The following is a 13875-nucleotide window of genomic DNA, read 5'->3' on the forward strand; positions in this document are numbered from 1 at the left end:
GAGATATTGAGATGACCGATCTGCCGCTCGCGACCGTCCACGGTCTCTATCACATTGCAATCAAGACCGATGATCTCGCCGCGACCAGGAAGTTCTGGACCGCCATCATCGGGCTACGCGAATTTCCCCGGCCTGATTTCGGCTATCCCGGCGCCTGGCTCGGCTGCCCTCAGCCGGGCGGGCTCGGCATCATCCATGTCTATGCCGGCGGTCCCGCGCTCGGCCCCGAAGGCAAGGCGCCGGCCGGCACGGCGGCCATCGATCACGTCTCGCTGTCCTGTTCCGGTTATCGCTCCTACGTGGCGCGCTTCAAGGCGGCCGGCCTCGACTGGCGCGAGTTCATCGTGCCCGGCACTTCGCTGTGGCAGCTTTTCGTCTATGATCCCTCCGGCGTGCAGCTCGAGCTGACCTTCGAATCCTTCGGGGAAGGCGAGGAGAAGCCGGACGTGTCGCCGGGCCGCAAATATGTCGCGGGCGCGAGTTTCTTCGACAAGGCCACCTACCCGAAGCTCGCCTGATCGATGGACGATCGCGCTCCGCTCTGGGCCATGTCCGCGTGCGAGTTCGTGCGCGCCTTTGCGGACGGCCTTTCGCCACGCGCGGTGATCGAGGCGACGCTCTCGCATATCGCAGCGACCAATCCGCGCCTCAATGCGATCGTCACGCTCGATGCGGCCGGCGCGCTCGCTGCGGCAGATGCAAGCGCGAGGCGTTGGCGCGACGGGCGCCCCGCAAGCGCACTCGACGGCGTGCCGATCACGGTCAAGGACAACATCCTTGTCGCGGGGCTGCGCGCAACCTGGGGCTCAAAGCTCTATCGCGACTTCGTGCCCGATGAGGACGAATTGCCCGTGCGTCGGCTGCGCGAGGCCGGCGCCATCATTCTCGGCAAAACCAACGTGCCTGAATTGACCCTGCACGGTTACACCGACAATGCGCTGTTCGGTACCACCGGCAACCCCTGGGATCCGGCTCTGACGCCAGGTGGTTCGAGCGGCGGTGCGGTGGCAGCGGTAGCCAGCGGAATGTGCACGCTCGCACTCGCGACCGATGGCGGCGGCTCGATCCGGCGCCCGGCCGCCCACACCGGCCTCGTCGGCTTCAAACCCTCACGCGACACTGTGGCGCGTGGCAAAGGTTTCCCGGCGATCCTGGGTGAGTTCGAGGTCATCGGCCCGATCGCACGCTGTGCCGAGGATGTCCTCGCTGCCATGGACGTGATTGCTGCGCCTGCGTGGTCGCGCCTCATGGCTGAGCCGCTCACGCCGCGGTCGCGCGTCGCCTATGTGTCGACATTTGGCAGAGCGCCTGTCGACCCTTTCATTCGTGACGTGATCGAAGGCACGATCGCGCGGGCTCGGGCGCTCGGCCTCGACGTCGAGACCCTCTCGCCGTTCACGCTGGCCGATCCGCTAGATGCCGTGTGGCCTGTGGTCAGCCAGACTGGCGTCGCATGGCTCCTGGATCGGCATCCGGGTTGGCAGGGCCAGGTTGGTTCGGCCATCGCCGAGATGGAGGCGGCCGGGCGCCGCTTGACGGCGCGCGACTATCTGGATGCGCTCGACCAGGTCGCGGCCTTGCGCCGGTCTTTCGATGCGTTGTTCGCGCAGTACGACTTCCTGATCACGCCGTCTGCCGCAGCGATGCCGTGGCCGGCCACCGAATCCCATCCCGCCGTCATCGACGGCCAGTCGGTCGGGCCGCGCGGCCATGCCGTGTTCACGGCGATCGCGAATGCGCTCGGCCTGCCCGCCATATCACTTCCCTGTATCATCCCCGACGGCGCGCTTCCTGTTGGGCTGCAAGTGATCGCGGGCTCCGGTCATGATGGCTGGCTGATGAAGTTCGCGCGCGAATATGAAGGTCGGTTGTTCGCGCACCGATGGCCGAATGTCCTCCCTGGCGTTTAATTCTGAGCGGTCAACGACATCGTGTCCTGCATTTTCGGGACTTCTTCCTCGTCATGCTCGTGTAGCAGGTCGAGCAGGCGCTTGCGCATCAACATGCCGGGGCGATCGGACGGCATGTGCTTCTCGATCTTGCGGCCCATGTCGACGATCGCGTCCGGGTCGGTCGATTCCAGGATGTCCCGATCTTCTGCGATGATGGCGGTATCCCAGTCGATCAGTTCCTGCGTGGAGCAGTCCGCCTCGGTGTCGTTGCGGAACAGGAGCTGCACGACCTGGATCTTGCCGTCGGCGATCGGCGTTGCGCAGTTAAAGATGATATGCCGGATGCCGGAGGGATACTCCATGTCGAGCCGGCGGCAGAACGGCATGAACCATTTGTTGCGCATGTGTCGCTTTGTATGGGGCTCCGTTGTGCCGGAGATCTTCGCCGCCATGGGCGGGTTCTTGACGGTGACGAGGGTTTCCGCCTCGAAGCCGTAGTCGGTTTCGACGATCTCGTATTTCTCCGGTCGCGGCTGGTCGATGTCGCCGAACGTGTTCTTGTGCACGAAGGCGAAGTGCGCGTTGTCGAACGAGTTCTCCATCAGCCGCAGCGCCGCCGTATTCCAGGTGTCGTAGAACTGGAAGATGCGGCGATAGGCGGGATCGCTATCCTCTGGAATGTCGGGAATGTCGCGCAGCGGCTCGTCCAGCGCAACCCAGACATAACCGTAGCGAGTTTTCGTGCGGAAGGCGCGCGCCCTGGCGTCGGGGATCGGTTGCTCGAACGGAAACTGCGGGATCATCACCAGCTTGCCGTCGCGGTCGTACTCCCAGCCGTGATAGCCGCAAACGATGTTGCCGTTGCGGCACCAGCCCTTGGAGAGTTTTGCGGTACGATGGCAGCAGCGATCCTCCAGCGCCGCGGGTTCGCCCTTGGCATCGAGAAACAGCACGATCGGCTCGCCGAGCAGCGTGAAGGGCTGCGGTCCGCTCTCGAGTTGTTCGATCCGCATGATCGCGTACCAGAAGCGGCGAAGCACCGGTTGTTTGGTGGCCAGCATGAGGTGTCTCCCAAAAATTCAGCCGGCGATGCGCGTCACGACGTGAGCCGCGTCAGAGCGGAGCCGTGCAAGGTCGAGGCCGGGGATGGCGCCGTCGTCAACGACGGTCCGCCCGCCAATCAGCAGATGACGCACACGGGCGCCGCCGCAGGTCACCGGTGCGACCAGCAGATCATGCATGCCGAAATGGCGCGGCTGGTCGAGATCAAACACGGCGATGTCCGCCTGCTGGCCGGGCGCAAGCGTGCCGACCTGCGGCAGGCCCAGCACGCGCGCACCGCCGGCCGTGGCCCAGTGCACGACGTCTTCGGCGGTGACGGCATTCGCGCCCTTCACCGCGCGATGGGTGTGCCAGGCGCTGTGCATCTCGCAGACCATGTCGGCGGCCTCGTTCGACGCGGCGCCGTCGACGCCCAGCGACACCGCGCCGCCGAGCGCCGCGAGGGAGTCGGCTGGCGCAATACCGGAGCCGAGTCGGCAGTTCGACTGCGGGCAGTGCGCCATGCCGGTGCCGGTGTCGGCGAGAATCTTCACCTCGTCATGGTCGAGATGCACCATGTGCGCATACCAGACATCGGGGCCAAGCCAGTCGTGGTCGGCAAGCCAGTGCACCGGGCGCTTGCCGTGCACCGACATGCAGAAGTCGACATAGTCCGACGTTTCCGACAGATGGCTGTGCAGCCGCAGGTTCATGCGCCGCGAAGCGGCAATCACTTCGCGAAGTTCACCCGGGTCCAGTGACCAGGTCGGCGTGGTCGGCGCCATCGCAACCTTGGTGAGACCGGCGGGAGAGGGATCATGAAAACGCTGGGCGCAGGCTTCGACCGAGGCCAGCATGCGCTCGAGCGGTTCAACCGGCGTCGGTGCTCCGTCGCCGCCGCCGACATGGCTCGTCTTGGTGCCGCCGCCGCGGCAAAGCACCAGGCGCAGCCCGAGGCTGCGGGCGACTTCGAAGATCACCGCCGCCGGATCGAAACGGTAGGTATCGCTAAACAGATAGTGGTGATCGGCCACGGTCGTCGTGCCGGACAGCAGCAGCTCGGTGAGGCCGATCCGGGCCGCGACCGCCAGCGCCTCCTCGTCGATCTTCGACCAGTACGCATAGGGCACTGACCGCAGCCAGCCGGCGAGCGGCCGATTGATGCCGGCCTGCACGCCCTTCAACACGCTCTGGAATAGGTGGTGGTGGGTGGAGATCAAACCTGGATAGATCACGCAACCGGAGGCATCCAGCCTTCGTTCGCCGCTCTCCGGCGTGAGCGCGCCAATCGCCGTGATGACACCGTCACGGATCCGGATCGATCCCCGGGCGCGCATCGCGTCGCCGGCAAGGCCAGTGAAAATCCCCTCGGCGTTCTCGATCAGCAATGCGCTCATGCTTCGGCTCCGATCTCGCTCTCGTGCCAATTCGACAGCGCGAGCCTGGACAGTCCCACCATCGCGCCGAACAACAACACGCCGGTAACGGTGATCAGGAACAGTGCGGCGAACATCCTGGGAATGTCCAGCTGGAATCCGGCATCGAGTATCTCGTAGGCAAGTCCTGATGAGCGGCCGCCGGTGCCGGCGACGAACTCGGCGACCACTGCGCCGATCAGAGCGAGCCCGGAGGAAATGCGCAGGCCGCCGAAGAAGTACGGCAGAGCGCCGGGAATCCGCAGCCGCACCAGCGTTTTCAATCGGCTGGCTCGGTTCATGCGGAAATAGCTGGCGAGCCCGGGATCGACGCTGCGCAGGCCCAGCGTGGTATTGGAGATGATGGGGAACAGCGCTACCAGCGTTGCGCACACGGTCAGTGAGAGTTGCGTGTTCTTCACCAGGATGATGATCAGCGGCGCGATCGCCACGATCGGCGTCACTTGCAGCAGCACCGCATAGGGAAACAGGCTGACCTCGATGGCGCGGCTTTGCACGAACATGAAGGCGATCAGCGTTCCCAGCACAACGGCAGCGGCGAACGCCTGCAGGGTGATGCGTAGGGTGATCAGCAGTGCGCGCAGCAGCGACGGACCATTCTTGACCAGGCTGGCGAAGATGTCGCTCGGTTTCGGAAGCAGATAGACCGGGATTGAGCCGAGGCGGCAGCCGATTTCCCAGACTGCGAGCAGCACCACGCCGACCGCGAGCGGCGCCGCGATTCGTACGAAAGTCTCCGATTGCAACAGCGGCTTCATGGCGTGGCTCCCGATGCCGACGGCAACGACGCTTCGGCAAGCCAGGTCGACAGTTCGCGGCAGTAGGCGGCGAACCGGGCGCTGTCGCGGAAATCCTGGCCGCGTGGTTGCGGTTCATCGATGGTCATGGTGCGGAAGATGCGGCCGGGGTTGGCGGCGAGCACCACGATCCGCGTCGACAGGAATACGGCTTCATAGATCGAGTGGGTGACGAACACGGTGGTCAGCTTGCGTTCCCACCACAATTTGATCAGATCATCGTCAAGCTTGTTGCGGGTGAATTCATCGAGCGCGCCGAATGGCTCGTCCATCAACAGCAGGTTCGGCTCGGTGGCGAGTGCGCGTGCGATTGACACCCGCATCTTCATGCCGCCGGAAAGCTGGCGCGGGAAATGCCGCGCGAAGGCCGAGAGGCCGACCCGGGCGATGGCGTCGCTGACCCGGGGATCGGCCTTGCCGCGTGGCACGTCTGCGAGGTCGAGCGGCAGCCGCACATTGGTATCGACCCGCGCCCAGGGCATCAGGGTCGGCTCCTGGAATACGAAGGCGAGGCCGCGGCCGTCCTGGCCGACCTTTCCGAAATCGCCGCGCCACCACAAAAGGCGGCCGTCCGACGGCTGGATCAAATTGGCGATCAGCTTGAGCAACGTGCTTTTGCCGCAACCGGACGGGCCGATCAATGTGAGGAATTCACCCTCGGCGATCGTGAGGTCGATCGGTGCCAGGGCACGGGTGCCGTTGGCGAAGACCTTTTCCGCGGAGAGCACCTCGACGGCCGGCGGACGATCGCCGGCGCGACGCGTGGTTTGCGCGTCCAGAGGGTCGCTGGGCAAGGGAGCATTCATGATAGGCTTCTTCGTGGGGTCATCGTCACAGGACCGCTGCAAGTTCCGTACTAGAAGCCGATCTTCAGATCCTTGACGAAGCGGTCGGTGAACGCCTTTTGCCATTCAGTCTTTGGATCGAGCAGGTTGGCGGCAACCAGGAAGTCATAGGTCTGCTTCCATCGCGCAGCCGTCATGATGCCGATTCCGCCGGTGGCGGCGTCGCCGCCGTCGAGCGCTTTGGTCTGCTTCAGCTTGTCGATCGCGAATGCGATCTGGGCGTCGGTCATTTTCGGATTGTCGACCTTGATCAGGGCGTTGGCCGGTTCCGGGTTTTTGAGGTAGTCACGCCAGCCCTCGAGCGATGCCTTGACGAAACGCGCCACCACATCGGGTTTCTCGGCGAGCATCTTGTCGGTGGTCACGATCGTCGAGCCGTAGGGCGGATAGCCACCGTCGGCGAACAGGAAGAATTTTACCTTGACGCCCTGCTGCTGCGCCTGGAACGGTTCGGACGAGAGATAGGACTGCTGCGACACCGTGGGACGGCAAAGAACGGTTGCAGGTTGAAAGTGTAGGCGCGGATCTGGTCGTCGGTGTAGCCGTATTTGGCGCGCAGCCACGGCCAGAACGTGGTCCGCGACGAACCGGAGATCAGGATCGGCTTGCCTTTCAAGGCAGCGAGGTCTGCCACGTCGTCATGGGCCATGATGCCTTGCAGATCGAACTGGAATGAGGACGCCACCGTCACCAGCGGCAGTCCCTGTTCGCGGCCCTTCAGCACCTGGATGTCGTAGCCCATCAGGAAATCAGCCTCGCCGGCCAGCAGGAGCTGTGACCCGTTCACCTGGGGTCCACCCATCTTGATGGTGACGTCGAGCCCGGCCTTTTCGTAAAGCCCGGTCGCCTTGGCCTGGTAGAAGCCGCCATGCTCGGCCTGGGCGAACCAGCTGGTCAGAAATGTCACCTTGTCGGCGGCGGTCGACGGAGCGACGAAGGCAAGGCAAGCCGCGGTGACGAGCAGGGCGCGGGACACGATGGTCATGATGGCGTTCATGGCAACCTCGGTGTGATCTCGATCGGATGGAATTCCGATGGCAGCGGAATCCCGGTGGCAGCGTTCCCGGCACTGCAAAAGATGCACGCGCCGTCTGTCATCCGGAAGCATTTTGATTCGAGGCATACGTTGCCTTTTAGGCAACGCATAAAAGCCAGGGTCAGGCCCCTGCGTGCACCATTGTCAACGGCTCCGCGATGCCATAGTCGGACATCATGGTCGTGCGCGCCGCAACCGCGCGGTGCGCCGTGAAAAGGAACTGAACATGGACAAGCCGCGCCGCCGGGTCTGGTGGGACGAATACGCCTCGCGTGAATTCGAAAGCCTCGATCCAGAGAGCACCATCGCTGTCCTGCCGATCGCCGCCATCGAGCAGCACGGGCCGCATCTGCCGGTTGGCGTCGACGCGGCGATCAACCGTGGCATGCTCGAGACACTCATCGATCATCTGCCCGATGATCTCGACATCCGGATACTACCGGTTCAGCAGGTCGGAAAATCCAACGAGCATCTGCGGATGCCCGGCACCTTGACCTTGCCAGCGGTGACGCTGATCGAGGCCTGGACTGAGCTCGGATTGTCGGTCACGCGCGCCGGCGTGCGGAAGCTCGTCATCGTCAACTCGCACGGCGGCAACGACGAGGTGATGGGCATCGTCGCGCGCGAACTGCGGGTGCGCGCCGACATGCTGGTGGTCAAGTCTGCCTGGTCGCGGCTCGGCAAGCCTGCCGGCTTGTACAGCGAGCGCGAGCTAAAATTCGGTATCCACGGCGGTGACGTCGAGACCTCGCTGATGCTGCATTTCCGCCCGGAACTGGTCGATATGGCGCGCGCACAGGACTTCCGGTCCGTTGCCGAGGACGACGAAGCGGCCTTCGACCATCTCAGACCGACCGGGTTCATTGCCTATGCCTGGATCGCCGGGGATCTCAATCCCGCCGGCGCGGTCGGCGAAGCGCACAAGGCAACCGCCGACAAGGGCCGTCTCACCGCCGAGCACGGCTCGGAGGAATTCATCAAGCTCCTGTACGACGTGAAGGCGGCGAAGCTGCCGCGCTGATCAACCGCGCTCGAACAACTGCCGGACCAAGGTCGTGATCCGCGCAGTCGGCGAGCCCAGCGCGAGCATCACCGAAAAGTGGTCGGCGCCGGGAATCTCCTCATAGCTCACCGGCAATCCATTGACGGCGCGGTGCACGGCCATGTCGGCGGTCTGCTGGCGCAGTATCGGCAGTTCGGCCCCGCCAACCACCAGCGCCAGCGGCGCCGAAGGGCCTGCTGAGTGCAGCAGCGGCGAATTGCGTCGCGACGTCGCTTCGTCGAGCTTGAGCTTGACGTTGAGAAAGCTGTGGCGGATCGGTTCGAGATCGAAGATGCCGCTGATCGCAATGCCCGCCTTTACATGCGGATGCGACAGCGCCATCGCCGCCAGATGTCCACCTGCCGACCAGCCGGATACGACAATACGGCCAGGATCGCCACCGAGCGCGGGAAGTCGTTCAACCAGCGCGTCGAGAGCCCGATGGATCTCGGCAACAATCTCGTCCAAGGTCGCTTCCGGCGCCAGGGTGTAGCCGATCAGCGCGACATTGATGCCGTGAGCCATCGGTCCCTCGGCAAACCAGGTGACGGTTTCCTTCGAGCGCATCTGCCAGTAGCCGCCGTGGATCAGTACGAGCGTCGGGCCGCCGTCGGCGGCCTTGAGGAAATCGGTGCGATTGCGGTCGCGTGGACCGTAGCTCAAGTCGAGATGCGCGGGATGCTTGTCCCGCATGGCGGCGGAGCGCTGCTCCCAGCTCGCGACTAGCTCGGCGCTGCCCGGGACGGCGGCGCTGTTGTTGAGCCCGAGGTCGCGCTGCTCCTGGCTCATCGATCGCCAGTTCGTCTCGCCGAATATCGTCGCCATCGTGATGTCCTTGAATGTCGGTGGTCGCGAATCCACTTTCACCTGGAAAATCATCTTTCATAGGCAGGATTCGTCATTGCAGCTGCGATTGCAGCGAGCAGCTCAGAACCGCTCCATCGCTCGGCGCACCTCTCCGAGAAAACGGCGGCGCCTGACCGCGGTCGCAGTGTTCATGTGGTACAGCGCATGATAGCGCACCCTGGCCTTGAAGCCGGTGAACCAGGGCAGGTAGCGCGTCATGATCTTGCGCGGCGGGTCGGCCATGGCGATGGCTTTCCAGCGTTGGCGGCCGTAGGTCGAGATGCCGCTGATACGCCTGATGTGCTGTAGCAGCGGTTTCGCATGTGCCGGGTCGGACAGGTCCAACGCGATGCCGGGGCCGAACATCCGATCGAACCAGCCCTTCAGCATGGCCGGCGGTCCGAAGGACCAGGTCGGAAACTGCACCACCAGTGCCTCCGCTGCCATCAGCCGGTCGACATGGGCCTGGTTGTTGGCACGGTTGCGCGCGGGATCGTGATAGTCGCGCCGCCGCTCCGCCGTGAGCACGGGATCGAACCCCTCCGCATAGAGGTCGAGTAAGTCGACCGCATGCCCGGCCTGCGTGAGTCCGGCCAGCGCCTCGCGACGGATCGCGGCATGGAAGCTGTCGTCCAGCGGATGGCAATAGACGTACAGCACGCGCACGTCACCGCTCCGCCACGAAGCTGCGCATCTTGCCTGGATTGAGCAGGCCGTAGGGATCGACCTCATGCTTGAAGCCGAGCTGATCGACATCGACGCGCTTGTAGCGGCTGCCGTCCTCGACCGTGTACACGTGCGGATTGGCGATATGGACCTCGTGCGCCTCGTGCAGGCGGATGATCTCGTTCAGCCGCTCCGCGTCGCTATACCGCACCACCGGCAGTCCGCTACAGGTCAGCTGGCCGTTGAAACGGATGAATTCGAGGTGCTGCAACACCTCGTCCGGAAACATCGTGCGCATCTCCTCAACCTTCTGGAGCAGCCGGTCATGGGGGTACAGGCATTGCAGATAGGTCACGGTGCGATCGCTCTTGAGCACCTGCAGGGTGGTATGATTCCAGGTGTATTCGTACAGTGGCACCTTGCTGGGGCCGTCGTCGGTCGGCATCTCCAGGGTGATGGTGCCGCGGCCGCCGAGGAGATTCCTGAAGCTTTCCAGCGAGGGCTCAGCAATCATCGCGATCAGGATGCTTTTGCCCTCGGGACAGCAGGATTTCAGCGCACCGAAATAGGACGGCAGCGGCCATGTAATAGGCGCCAGCAGCTTCTTGACGATGCCATCGGCAAGCGCCGCCGCGTGGCCGAATTCGACCGCGGCCATGAAATCGTCGAAAGCGACCACCACGTCGATCCATGGCCATGCCGGCGCCAGCGGCATCTCGAGCGCGGTGATGATGCCCGTGGTGCCGTAGGCACGGTTGATCTTCTGCGCCGCGTCGCCGCGTAGCTCGATAATGCGAGGCTCCGGCTCCATGGTGACGACGCGCGCGGCGAGGATGTTGCCGCGTTCGCGCAAGCCGCCATAATTGATCGAGCCGATGCCGCCGGATCCGCCGGCGACGAAGCCGCCAATGGTCGCGGTGCGCTTGGTAGAGGGATGCATCCGCAGCTCATAGCCCGAAGGCTGTGTCGCGGCGTCGATCGCATTCATTTTGGCGCCGGCGCCGACACGGATCTGCCCGGGTCTGATCCATTCGATCGTGTCAAGTGCGGTGATGTCGAGCAGTACGCCGCCGGCGAGCGGTACAGCCTGGCCATAATTGCCGGTGCCACCGGCCCGCACTGTCAGCGGCACGCGATGAAGCGCGCAGACCGCGGCAACGCGTATGATATCGGCCTCGTCGCGTGGCGTGACGATCAGATCCGCCGACTTGCCGTTGAGCTGGTCGTTGAGGACCGGGCTGTACCAGAAGAAATCGCGCGAGCGCCGGCGCACGATGGTAGGATCAGTCACGACCGGGATATCGCCGAGATCGGCGAGCAGCGATGTGAGTTTGTCCGTCGACGGATGCCGGTTGGATGCGACGTCAAAGGGGGCGAGATCGTTCATGGCGTGCTTGACCTCGGCGATTGCGGCCCGCGACCGGCGAGGGCGGCAGCAAGGACGGAGGAAGACTCCAGCACGAAGCCGAAGCATTGGTTCACGTTATAGACGGTCGCAGCCATGCAGTAGTCCGGTGAGGTGGTGGCTGCGCAGTCGCGCAGCAGCATGCAGTCGTAGCCATGGAAGTTGGCATCTTGCAGCGTGCAGAGCACGCACTGGTCGGCATTGACTCCGGCGAACAAGAGGGTCGTGACATTGAGGTTGCGCAGGATGCTATCGAGCTCGGTGTCCTGGAACCCTGACATGCGATACTTGGCGACATGAATGTCGGTGGACTCGACGGTCAGCTCCTCGACAATCGAAGCCGACCAGCTGCCGCGTTCCAACACCGGCGCGCCGGAGCCCGGCAGCCGGTCACCCAGGCCGACGCCCGTGCCGGACGGCTTGTAGACATGCAGCAACGCTGGGCTGAGGTTGAGCCGATCGGGCCGGTTACCCCAATTGAGCCAGATCACCGGCACGTCGAGACCGCGCAGCATCGGCAACAGCCGTTGCAGCGGCGCGATCGGCGCCCGTGCCGGCGTCACGTCGACACCGATATGGCCGAGCCAGCCGTCCGGATGGCAGAAGTCGTTCTGCATATCGATGACGATGATGGCGGTGCGCGCGAGATCGAACGTCACGAGCTTGGCGCCGGCATCGATCGTCACCGGCTGCGGCACGACCGGCGGCCGGACAAGGTTTGCCTGGGTCGCCGAGACCGACCAGCGGTTACGCGGGCTGGCGCCGAGTGGCGTGAGATCGTCGACCGGTTGAAGGCGGATGTCGGTCATCGCGGAACCGCGACGTCGCGCCCCTGCAGCACAGCGATATCGTCGGCCTCCACCTCGACCGGTTCGCCGCCGCGGATCAATTCGGCAAAGCCTTCGTTCGGCGTCATCACCGTCAGGCAATACAGCTTGCCGGCCCCGGTGTTCTCGATCACGTGCTCGGAGCCCGGATGCAGCAGCAGCGAGTCGCCCTTTCTGATCGGCAGTGTCTTGCCGTCGCAGCGTGCGACGCCTTCGCCGTGCAGCACATGGAAGAATTCGTGCGCGGCCGCATGCTCGTTGGGCGGCGTCGCGCCGCCCGGCCGGAAGATCTCGATGACGAAGATGTTGTCGATCCGGTCGCTCTCATGATCGAACAGCATCACGAAATAGTTGGTGTCCGTCGGCGAGATGCGGAAGGCCTTGGACCGAGCGAGGTTTTCGACGCTGAACGCCATGAAGGAAACTCCTGATTGCGGTCGGTCCGACGGTGCGGGGCGTGCGCGCGACGAGCCACGATGGATTCAGCACGCCGCATGGCTTGCATAAAAGCGCTTTATTTCGCAAACATTGTTGCCTTTTAGGCAACGTGACAGCATGCTCCGGGGCGATGCGTTTTTTCGAGCAGGAGCAAAGTGATGCTGCATAGCCGCCTGTTGACCTATGTGGACGAGGTGGCGCGAACCGGATCGATCCGCAAGGCTGCGAGCCATCTTAACGTTGCGGCCTCCGCCATCAGTCGCCAGATTCTTGCGCTTGAGACCGAGCTCGGCACGCCGATTTTCCAACGGCTGCCGCGCAAGCTGATCCTGACTGCGGCGGGTGAGGTGCTGGTCGGCCACATTCGCCAGACTCTCAAGGAGCTGACCCGCGCCCAGGGCAAGATCGAGGAACTGAAAGGTTTGCGCCGGGGCGAGATCACGGTGGCGATGATGAGCGGTCTCGCCTCGAACCTCGTGCCGGGCACCGTCAAGCAGTTTCGCGTCTCCAATCCCCGGGTGCGGCTCTGCCTGACGCTGCTGACCACGGGCGAGGACATTCAATCCGCGGTCGGCAGCGGCGAGGCCGACCTCGGCATCGGCTTCGATTTCACCCGCGGCAGTCATCTGAAGGTGCTGGCCCGCGCTGCCGGCAAGCTCGGCGCGGTGATGGCGCCGAGCCACCCGCTCGCCAAGCGTAACCAGATCCGGCTTAGCGACTGCGTCGACTATCCGCTGGTGATCGCCGACGGGTCGACCGCGATTCGGCCGTACCTCGATTCGGCATTTGCGAAAGCTTCGCTGGAACCGCTGCCGATCATCGAAACCAACGCCATCGAGATCATGCGCCACGCTGCCATTCTTGATAATGGCATTACCTTTCTTACGCCGTTCGACATCGAGTTCGAGCGCCGCGTCGGCCGTCTCGTCTATGTGCCGGTGCGCGAGTTGGCGCACGAGACGCAGACGCTCATGCTGATCGGCCACGAGCGCGGGACGAGCGCGATCGCCAGCGTGCTCGCGGAGATGCTGAAGGCGATGATGCGTGAGGCCGCGGCGTGAGCGACCGGGGCGTCACCCGCGGTCAATGCCAGGCGGGTCGCAGCCGCTTCGTGCTCGACGATCTGCATGCTTTCAACGGTGTCATGATGCAGCGGACTTCTGACTCCAATCCCCTGCAGTGGTGTGCGGGCTTTCCGATCAGTCGAGGGCTCATCCAGTACGGTGCAGAGCCGCAGCGTGTTGGCGCTCACCCGTAGCAGATTGGACTTGATTTGCCAGAGCTAGCCCAAACTTGCCCATGATGGATTGGAGCGAGAGTTTAAGTTTTTCAAATGGTTAGAGGGCGGCGTGTGCACGACGTGTGCACCGGGAGGTCTAAAAAAATCCTATGATGGCCAAAGAGCCAACGTAGTGGCTCTCGATTTGGGCGGATCTGCTCAACGGTACGTCAAACTGGCGAGCGTGGTCGGAGCGATGGGGAAGCGCCATCGGCTTTTCTTTAGGAGGAGCTTCGCGAGCTTGGCTTGTGAAACGAACGCCATTTGCACCACAGTTTACAGTCTTGTTCTCGCTTCGAGCTTCAGGACCGCCACCTCGACAAGC

At 63.9% G+C, this 13875-nt stretch carries 15 protein-coding genes; 4 read left to right on the plus strand and 11 right to left on the minus strand.

From position 1 onward, the window contains the following. Positions 1-11 precede the first annotated feature (11 nt). Together V1280_RS46535 and V1280_RS46540 are read left to right on the plus strand one after the other, a co-directional pair. Positions 12-518 carry a VOC family protein gene (locus V1280_RS46535; RefSeq protein ID WP_334538041.1) on the plus strand — a complete coding sequence of 169 codons (507 nt, stop codon included), beginning with the start codon at positions 12-14 and terminating at the stop codon, positions 516-518. Between the two features lie 3 nt (positions 519-521). Next, a complete protein-coding gene (locus V1280_RS46540) occupies positions 522-1910 on the plus strand; it encodes an amidase (protein WP_334538042.1) in 1389 nt (462 codons plus the stop codon). Here the strand turns inward: V1280_RS46540 and V1280_RS46545 are convergent. The 6 genes from V1280_RS46545 to V1280_RS46570 are packed head-to-tail and all read right to left on the minus strand — an operon-like array spanning position 1907 to position 7008. After that, complete coding sequence (locus tag V1280_RS46545; RefSeq protein WP_334538043.1) at positions 1907-2953, minus strand: aromatic ring-hydroxylating dioxygenase subunit alpha; 1047 nt, start codon at positions 2951-2953, stop codon at positions 1907-1909. The genes V1280_RS46540 and V1280_RS46545 overlap by 4 nt on opposite strands. Positions 2954-2971: 18 nt before the next feature. After that, complete coding sequence (locus tag V1280_RS46550; RefSeq protein ID WP_334538044.1) at positions 2972-4330, minus strand: amidohydrolase family protein; 1359 nt, start codon at positions 4328-4330, stop codon at positions 2972-2974. Beyond that, positions 4327-5127 (minus strand): ABC transporter permease, encoded by an 801-nt coding sequence (locus tag V1280_RS46555; protein ID WP_334538045.1) that lies wholly within the window; start codon positions 5125-5127, stop codon positions 4327-4329. Before V1280_RS46555 ends, V1280_RS46550 begins: the two co-directional genes overlap by 4 nt. Continuing rightward, positions 5124-5972 (minus strand): ABC transporter ATP-binding protein, encoded by an 849-nt coding sequence (locus V1280_RS46560; protein WP_334538047.1) that lies wholly within the window; start codon positions 5970-5972, stop codon positions 5124-5126. Before V1280_RS46560 ends, V1280_RS46555 begins: the two co-directional genes overlap by 4 nt. A 50-nt stretch (positions 5973-6022) precedes the next feature. After that, on the minus strand, positions 6023-6490 hold the full coding sequence (locus V1280_RS46565; protein WP_334538049.1) for an ABC transporter substrate-binding protein: 468 nt from the start codon (positions 6488-6490) through the stop codon (positions 6023-6025). Then, positions 6427-7008 (minus strand): ABC transporter substrate-binding protein, encoded by a 582-nt coding sequence (locus V1280_RS46570; RefSeq protein WP_334538051.1) that lies wholly within the window; start codon positions 7006-7008, stop codon positions 6427-6429. The genes V1280_RS46565 and V1280_RS46570 overlap by 64 nt, the downstream gene beginning before the upstream one ends. A 265-nt stretch (positions 7009-7273) precedes the next feature. Here V1280_RS46570 and V1280_RS46575 point away from each other — a divergent pair, with 265 nt between their 5' ends. Next, positions 7274-8068: a creatininase family protein gene (locus tag V1280_RS46575; protein WP_334538053.1), complete on the plus strand. Its 795-nt coding sequence runs from the start codon at positions 7274-7276 to the stop codon at positions 8066-8068. Here the strand turns inward: V1280_RS46575 and V1280_RS46580 are convergent, their stop codons facing one another. The 5 genes from V1280_RS46580 to V1280_RS46600 form a co-directional block, all read right to left on the minus strand. Further along, positions 8069-8914 (minus strand): alpha/beta hydrolase, encoded by an 846-nt coding sequence (locus V1280_RS46580; protein WP_334538054.1) that lies wholly within the window; start codon positions 8912-8914, stop codon positions 8069-8071. Between the two features lie 102 nt (positions 8915-9016). Then, a complete protein-coding gene (locus V1280_RS46585) occupies positions 9017-9601 on the minus strand; it encodes an NAD(P)H-dependent oxidoreductase (RefSeq protein WP_334538056.1) in 585 nt (194 codons plus the stop codon). Position 9602: 1 nt separating this feature from the next. Continuing rightward, complete coding sequence (locus V1280_RS46590; RefSeq protein WP_334538058.1) at positions 9603-10988, minus strand: FAD-binding oxidoreductase; 1386 nt, start codon at positions 10986-10988, stop codon at positions 9603-9605. After that, on the minus strand, positions 10985-11815 hold the full coding sequence (locus V1280_RS46595; RefSeq protein WP_334538060.1) for a cysteine hydrolase family protein: 831 nt from the start codon (positions 11813-11815) through the stop codon (positions 10985-10987). Before V1280_RS46595 ends, V1280_RS46590 begins: the two co-directional genes overlap by 4 nt. Continuing rightward, positions 11812-12249, minus strand: coding sequence for a cupin domain-containing protein (locus V1280_RS46600; protein WP_334538062.1), 438 nt, complete (start codon positions 12247-12249; stop codon positions 11812-11814). Before V1280_RS46600 ends, V1280_RS46595 begins: the two co-directional genes overlap by 4 nt. A gap of 180 nt (positions 12250-12429) precedes the next feature. Here V1280_RS46600 and V1280_RS46605 point away from each other — a divergent pair, with 180 nt between their 5' ends. Then, positions 12430-13332, plus strand: coding sequence for a LysR family transcriptional regulator (locus V1280_RS46605; RefSeq protein WP_334538064.1), 903 nt, complete (start codon positions 12430-12432; stop codon positions 13330-13332). Positions 13333-13875 lie beyond the last annotated feature (543 nt).

Origin of the sequence: Bradyrhizobium sp. AZCC 2230 (genome assembly GCF_036924495.1) — a bacterium.
Lineage (GTDB): Bacteria > Pseudomonadota > Alphaproteobacteria > Rhizobiales > Xanthobacteraceae > Bradyrhizobium > Bradyrhizobium rifense.